Source organism: Lactobacillus sp. UMNPBX4 (assembly GCF_002554115.1).
GTDB lineage: Bacteria > Bacillota > Bacilli > Lactobacillales > Lactobacillaceae > Lactobacillus > Lactobacillus gallinarum.
In genome coordinates this window covers 1-5,562 of sequence record NZ_PCZF01000070.1, presented here as the reverse complement: position 1 = coordinate 5,562, position 5,562 = coordinate 1, and the positions used below count along the sequence as shown (strand labels likewise).

General features: G+C 44.1%; 5 protein-coding genes and 1 pseudogene. All 6 read left to right on the top strand.

Annotated elements, in window-relative coordinates; all coding sequences use genetic code 11:
* Positions 1-451: 451 nt before the first annotated feature.
* The 6 genes and pseudogenes from CP355_RS10840 to CP355_RS09285 all read left to right on the top strand — a co-directional run bounded on the left by CP355_RS10840 (position 452) and on the right by CP355_RS09285 (position 5,367).
* Complete coding sequence (locus CP355_RS10840; RefSeq protein ID WP_369823215.1) at positions 452-1,129, top strand: replication initiator protein A; 678 nt, start codon at positions 452-454, stop codon at positions 1,127-1,129.
* Positions 1,130-1,257: 128 nt separating this feature from the next.
* Positions 1,258-1,557 carry a replication protein gene (locus CP355_RS10835; protein ID WP_369823216.1) on the top strand — a complete coding sequence of 100 codons (300 nt, stop codon included), beginning with the start codon at positions 1,258-1,260 and terminating at the stop codon, positions 1,555-1,557.
* A gap of 209 nt (positions 1,558-1,766) precedes the next feature.
* Positions 1,767-1,934, top strand: a pseudogene (locus tag CP355_RS09300) (transposase); the annotation flags it as partial.
* Between the two features lie 277 nt (positions 1,935-2,211).
* A complete protein-coding gene (locus tag CP355_RS09295; RefSeq protein WP_098044397.1) occupies positions 2,212-3,129 on the top strand; it encodes an ABC transporter ATP-binding protein in 918 nt (305 codons plus the stop codon).
* Positions 3,116-4,732: an ABC transporter permease gene (locus CP355_RS09290; RefSeq protein ID WP_098044396.1), complete on the top strand. Its 1,617-nt coding sequence runs from the start codon at positions 3,116-3,118 to the stop codon at positions 4,730-4,732. Before CP355_RS09295 ends, CP355_RS09290 begins: the two co-directional genes overlap by 14 nt.
* Positions 4,729-5,367, top strand: coding sequence for a TetR/AcrR family transcriptional regulator (locus CP355_RS09285; RefSeq protein ID WP_098044395.1), 639 nt, complete (start codon positions 4,729-4,731; stop codon positions 5,365-5,367). The genes CP355_RS09290 and CP355_RS09285 overlap by 4 nt, the downstream gene beginning before the upstream one ends.
* Positions 5,368-5,562 lie beyond the last annotated feature (195 nt).

The following is a 5,562-nucleotide window of genomic DNA, read 5'->3' as shown; positions in this document are numbered from 1 at the left end:
TAGGAAATCATCGTTCTTTTTTCCTGTCTGAGAATTAGTTTTTTCCCAGACACTTTGGGTTTAGCAAGTAGCTATAAGGCAGCTACTTAGGTTCAGTCGATTTTCACCGCCAAGTTAAAATCGACTGAACATTGTTCTTAATTTGTAGGTTAATTATACCGCAAACTAGTCCCCAAGGACAAGTTAAGGATAGTTAAAAACAAATTAAAGTCAATGGACTAAGTAGCTAACCAGAGCTATTTAGTCCATTTTTTGTTGTTAGAACTTAAAAAAGTTGCCGACTGGGCAACTCACAAACAGACACATGCTGGTAAATTACAAAGCATTCATTTAGCCGTGAGGCTTTGTAATTCAGTTAGATCATATCAGATTTGTATTGTAATGCAAGTCGAATGTTTTAGCAACTCTCTTTTGAGACAGCGTGTGTCAGTCAAGAAAGGGAGTTTTTATAATGGATCAAACAAATTTTAAGTTTTATCAAGCTGACAACGTTTATGGGGCCTTGTTCTTTCAGTTTCCCAAAGTATTGATGTATGGCGAACAATATCGGTATTTAAGTAGTGAAGCCAAGTTGGCTTATATGGTACTGAAAGATCGGCTCGAGTATTCCTTACGCAATCACTGGATTGATGAGGAAGGTCACGTCTATTTTATTTTCACCAATCAAGAATTAATGGACTTGTTCAACTGTTCAAAGGGAAAATTAGCCAACGTCAAGAAAGAACTAGAAAAAGCTGGCTTACTTTATCAAAAAGCCATGCATTTTAATCCCAAAACAGGGAAAAATGAACCCAACCGACTTTACCTGGCCGAACTAGATATGCGATCAACGGACGTCTATTTACGCGGTGAATATGGCCAAAAAGAGCCGCAAACCCTTGCTACGAGCGAAAGTCTAAAAAATAGACCTTCGCGGGAGACCGTTGAAACCCTTGCTACGAGCGAAAGTCTAAAAATTAGACCTTCGCGAAAGTCCGTTGATGACACCCCGCAAACCCTTGCTACGAGCGAAAGTCTAAAAAATAGACACGATCTATATAAAGACTTTAAAAACATAGATACTAATAGATACAATATAGATACTCAAAAGTGGACTTTTCCACAGCCCAATTCTCACCAGCAGAACTAGAAAAGCAAAACCAGGATTTGGTGCACCATGCTAATGACTTCTTAACTGATGAAGACAGTGGCTTACCAGTTTTCTTAGAACCCGAAGCTGTTCAACTACTTAGCTTTTGGTGCCGTACCCCACAACAAATGCGGCGCTTCATTGGCATTATCTTAAATGCTAAGTACCGAGTTGAGAAAGATCACAAAGATATTGGTGTCATAATCCCACTTGATGATGAGGAACTGAAACTTTTAATGACTAAAGCCTTGAGACGCTACTTTAACGCCCTAAGAAGCAATGAGAAGCACATCAAGAATGTTGAGAACTACTTGTACGGCACCATGCAAAACCTATTTGGCGTTTGGTGGAATAAACAAGCGGCTAGAGAATATGCGGCCAAACACCCCGAAGAACAGAACACTGACAATGAGCTTTATTGGAATTAAACGCCGTATAAGCTCATTTAAGCCGTTTTAAGTATTACATGCATAATTATATTAAAATAGCTTTAAAATCGCTTAGAAGCAAAAATAGACACCTTGAGTGGCTGAATTGGCGCTTGGTGGAATAAACAAGCGGCTAGAGAATATGCGGCCAAAATTTTGCCAATGAGATTAGCAGTTTAACCTCAGCCAAGGTAATCGTCGTTAAATGAAATGAGTTACACCAATTTTCGGTTATCCCCCAACGGTGGCTCATTGAACGTTCATTTAGTTGGTTGGGAAATTATCATCGTTTATGGCGTAACTGTGAGCGTAAGCTCAACACTAGTCTCATGATGGTTTCGTTAGCTTTTATCAGGTTACTTCTCAAAAGATACTAAACAGTTTCTAAGATTTTTTGATGGTATCTTTAGATTGGGCCATGAAGTCCGTCCTAACTTATTGGTTTTGTCACTTATAAGTTTAAGGCTTCATGGCCTTTTTGGTCTAGTTATTTAGGTGTTGCACTTACATTGTAAATCCGGCGTCACAAAAAAATTGACTGACGAGTCAATAATTCGTTGACTCGTCAGTCAATCGCGACTATACTGAAAAGGTCGATCAGATACCGACATATTAAAACGTGTTTCAAGTTTGACCTTAAGGAGGATGACAAAAATGACAACAGCTATTATCGAACTTGACCATCTTCAAAAAAACTTTGGCAAGTTTGCCGCATTAAAAGATGTCAGTTTCACGTTGGCACCCGGTCAGGTTCTGGGTTTTCTAGGACCTAGTGGGGCCGGCAAATCCACGACCATTCGAGTTATTTTAGGCTTATTAAAAAAGAGTGGCGGCTCAGTGACCGTCTTCGGCAAAGATGCCTGGCGGGATGATGCGGCGATTCATCCACGCATCGCCTATATTCCTGGGGACGTTTATTTATGGCCAAATCTTTCTGGCGGCGAAATTATCGACCTATTGCTACGTTTAAATGGCCGCCAGCATAATCAAAAGACCGATGAACTAATCAAGGCCTTTGAATTTGATCCGAAGAAAAAAGCTCGTACCTATTCAAAAGGCAATCGTCAAAAAGTAGCGTTAATTGCTGCGTTGTCGCAAGATGCCGATTTGTATATTTTTGATGAACCCACTTCTGGGCTTGATCCATTAAATGAACAGACTTTCCAGCAAGAAGTTTTAAAACTGAAAAGAGCCGGTAAAAGTGTGCTGCTATCAAGCCACATTTTGTCCGAAGTCGAGCGAATGTGTGATTCAATTGTTATCATCCGTGATGGTAGTGTGATTGAGAGCAGCAATCTTGATCAATTACGGCATCTATCGCGGATCAAAATTGAAGTCACCACCGCTACCCCAATGACTGCTTTGGCAAAGCAAGCTGGCGTTCACGACCTCACTTATCGCGATTCCGAGCACACCAAGGCGGTTTTCACCGCTGATCGAGACGCGCTTGGCACCATCATGACCACACTGGCCGCCAACACCGTGGTCGACATGCAATCAACGCCGCCAACGCTGGAAGATTTATTCCTGCGTTATTATGGAAAGCAAGGTGAGACTCATGCGGCACAGTAATCGGAACGCAGGTTATCTGCTTCGGGCAAACCTCAAACAAAATCTAAAATTTTCACTCATCTGGCTTGTCATTTTGATCATGATGATTGCCAGTGGTGCTGGCAAATTGGAAGCAGACTTTGCAGGCGGGGCCTCGGGCTCTAAAGAGATTGTCAAAATGCTGCAAGCGCCGGGCATGGCGGCAATGTTTGGCGCGATGCCAAAGGTGGACACGTATAACACAGCGATTGTGTTTGCTGGTGTGATGGTCGTCTTCATGATTATTTTGCAGGCCTTATGGGTTATGCCGCTGATGATTCGCAACACCCGCGGTCAAGAAGAAAGTGGCTTGCTCGAAATGGTTCGCGCTCGCAATGTTGGGCGAACGGCTGCCATCACCGCCGCTTCGCTTGAGCTTCTCATCGACAGTGCCATAATGGGTATCCTCTATTTTGTCTCGTTGGCCGCTGTCAACATGGGTGGTACTGACTTGTACGGTGACTTCCTGTTTTCACTGGGGATGGTGATCGCCAACTTGCTATTCGGAGCCATTGCGTTGCTATTCGCGCAACTAACCAATAACACACGTACAGCCAATATGTTGAGCTACATGGTGCTGACTGCCGCTTATTTGGTTCGGCTGGTCACCGATATCCAGCATCAAAATCTGACGTGGTTATCACCAATTGGTTGGTTCGAAAAAGCAAACTTCTATACTGATAACAACGTCTGGGCTTTAGGTTTGGCCTTACTGGTCAGCATTCTGCTTGCGGCCAGCGTCACCATGATTGCCCGCAACCGCGATCTGGGCGCCGGGATTATTGCTGAACGCACCGGCCGAGCCAAAGCTGCCGGCTGGCTTCGCTCGATCCCTGCCTTACTGTGGCGAACTGAGCGCGGATTATTTGCTGGGTGGTTAATCGGCGCCGTGGTGTTTGGCGGCGTCATGGGTAGTGTGCTCGGCAGCGTTGGCGACATTCTTAAAACGAATCCGCTTTATCGTAAAATACTAGATGTTGGCCAAATCAACGCTGCCAATCAGACCATGGTCCTGTCATTCTTAGGCATGTATCTCGGCATTTTCGTCGCATTAGCCGTGACTGCTGGCGTCCAAGTGGCATTCCGACTCAAACGCGATGACAACCTTGGTTACTTGAGCGTCATTCATGCCGAAAAGCCAACGCGAACCACGATCAGTGTCAGCTACTATTGCTTTGGTCTGCTGGCAGGCGTGTTCGTCCTTTCTGCTGGGCTGCTGGCCTTGTTCTTCACTGGGAACACTGTTCTCAGTCACCCGTTGCCGCTCAAGTACCTCGGTCGCCTATTCGTGGCTAGCGTTCCGGCTGTGATATCGTTTATCGCCCTTGGCATCGCACTAGTCGGTCTGTGGCCACGCTTAAGCAGTCTATTCTGGCTGTATATGGGAGCCGGTCTGATCGTTCAAATTTTCCGGGGATTGTTTGATTTGCCAAAACACGCAGGCAACTTCACACCTTTTGGCTGGATTGCCAATGTACCGGTTGAAAACGTTGATCAAACATGGCTAATCGTGATGGTTGTTAGCGCTATAGTATTATTTATTCTTGGCATTGCTGGTTATCGCCGTCAGGATTTGAGCCTATGAAAAATGTTGTGACAGATCCTGAAAAGGTCACCCGAATCCTCAAAACAGCGACGGAAATTTTCGGCCAGCAAGGCTTCATCAAGAGCAAAACCGATCAGATTGTCAACCAAGCACAAGTATCTAAGGGCTTGCTCTTCCATTATTTTGGCAATAAACAAGCGCTGTATCTTGACACTTTCAAATATGCCTATCATCGAATTTATGATCACATGGACCCTAAAAAGTGGCAGAATGCCCCTGGCTTGGCTGCCATGATGACCACTGCAGTTAAGTATGAGTTGAAACTACAATTCAAATTCCCAGCTGAATACCGCTTGATAATGCAAGCCTATGCTGATTTACCGCATTTTCCCGAACCGTTGCGACAACAAGTGCAGCAAGAAACAACTGCCATATCCGCTGAAATCGATCGCATTTTTCGCGAGAAAATTGAACAGCTGCCTCGTCGTGAGGGCCTGTCAGTCGATGACGTTTTCGGTGTCGTTTCTGCCTTAATCGCCCAACAAACGGCGGTCACCACCAGACTCATTGCCAGTGGCCATTATCGCAAGTTTGAAGATCTGCAGTCCGTGGTTGAGACGATGGCACGCCAGTTATTGATTATCGAACACGGCTTTTTACCAGATGAAAGTTGACGTCAGCTGATAGATCAAAAAAGGTCATTGTGTCTGGGAAAAAACTAACCCTTAGATACTGAAAGACGATCAATCCAACTCTTAATTTGAGTTGCTTGACCGTCTTTTTCTGTCTATTTTTATTTTTGAACAAAGAAAATGGCGGATTGTAAAATCAAATTGAACACTTCGTTCAAATATTAAAAAAAGTCCATT

Bases quoted from the DNA above. Each gene is read 5' to 3' on its own strand.
- CP355_RS09295 (WP_098044397.1), top strand. From the start codon at position 2,212: ATGACAACAGCTATTATCGAACTTGACCATCTTCAAAAAAACTTTGGC.
- CP355_RS10835 (WP_369823216.1), top strand. From the start codon at position 1,258: ATGCGGCGCTTCATTGGCATTATCTTAAATGCTAAGTACCGAGTTGAG.
- CP355_RS09290 (WP_098044396.1), top strand. From the start codon at position 3,116: ATGCGGCACAGTAATCGGAACGCAGGTTATCTGCTTCGGGCAAACCTC.
- CP355_RS10840 (WP_369823215.1), top strand. From the start codon at position 452: ATGGATCAAACAAATTTTAAGTTTTATCAAGCTGACAACGTTTATGGG.
- CP355_RS09285 (WP_098044395.1), top strand. From the start codon at position 4,729: ATGAAAAATGTTGTGACAGATCCTGAAAAGGTCACCCGAATCCTCAAA.